The sequence below is a fragment of the Polaromonas sp. P3_C2 genome, assembly GCF_056402675.1.
In genome coordinates this window covers 1-1,084 of record NZ_JBFUGX010001001.1, presented here as the reverse complement: position 1 = coordinate 1,084, position 1,084 = coordinate 1, and the positions used below count along the sequence as shown (strand labels likewise).

Below are 1,084 nucleotides of genomic sequence, written 5' to 3'. Positions count from 1 at the left end.
GCGGTGACCCTTCGGGCCATGACGTGGTGGTGAATGCCTCACCGCTGGGGCTCAGGGCCGATGATCCCCTGCCGTGCGATGTCTCCCGCATGGCGCCGCATGCGGCCGTCATGGACATCCTCATGAAGAACCAGCCGACGCCGCTGGTTCGCGCTGCCCGCGAGCGCGGTCTGACCGCACAGCCCGGATTTGAGATGCTGATCCAGCAGGTGCCGGACTACCTGGATTTTTTTGGGCATGCCGCAGCGGCGCAGGCCGTTCGCCGCGATGCCACTTTTATCCGTGGGCATTTGTACCCCGCCACGATGGCCGGTGAAATCAGGCGCCCCTTCCAGACCACACCATCTGACAGTGTTCCCATCCCAGGAGTCGGGGAAGCACGACTCGCATCACCTTGATTTTTTAACCCCCCAGAGGAGACAACCATGAAAAAACGATTCGCTCTCAAATTGATAGCTGCTTGCGCGCTTGCAGTAAGTGCCAGCGCTGGTTTTGCGCAAGACGTCATCAAGATCGCCAACATTGTCGAGCTGTCCGGCGGCGGCGCCACGGCAGGCACCAACTTCAAGAACGGCGTGGAGCTGGCCGTCAGGGAAATCAATGCCAACGGCGGCATCCTGGGGAAGAAAATCCAGACAACCACCGCTGATACGCAAAGCAATGCGGGCGTGGCCAAGGGGCTGACGCAAAAGGCCATCGATGACGACGCGTTTGCCATCTTTGGTCCGGTGTTCTCCGGCTCCATCATGGTCAGCATGGCCGAATCACGGCGCGCCGAGGTGCCCAACTTCACCGGGGGCGAGGCAGCCAGCATCACCGAGCAGGGCAACCCTTACGTGTTTCGCACCAGTTTCACGCAAGCCACTGCCATGCCCAAGGTGGCACGCTACATCAGTGACCAGGCCAAACTCAAAAGCATTGCCGTCATTTATGTGAACAACGATTTCGGCAAGGGCGGCATGGACTCGATCAGAAAAGCCCTCGCCAATTCGCCGACCAAAATCCTGAGCGAGATCTCCACCGAACCGGGCCAGGTCGACTTCTCCGCCGCGGTGCTGCGTGCCAAGCAAAGCAATGCAGACGG

General features: G+C 60.2%; 1 protein-coding gene and 1 pseudogene. Both read left to right on the top strand.

All coding sequences use genetic code 11. From position 1 onward, the window contains the following. Nucleotides 1-398, top strand: a pseudogene (locus AC1DWI_RS24140) (shikimate dehydrogenase family protein); the annotation flags it as partial. Between the two features lie 27 nt (nucleotides 399-425). Continuing rightward, nucleotides 426-1,084 (top strand): ABC transporter substrate-binding protein (locus AC1DWI_RS24135; RefSeq protein WP_477726038.1); only part of this gene is annotated, 659 nt, incomplete at its 3' end.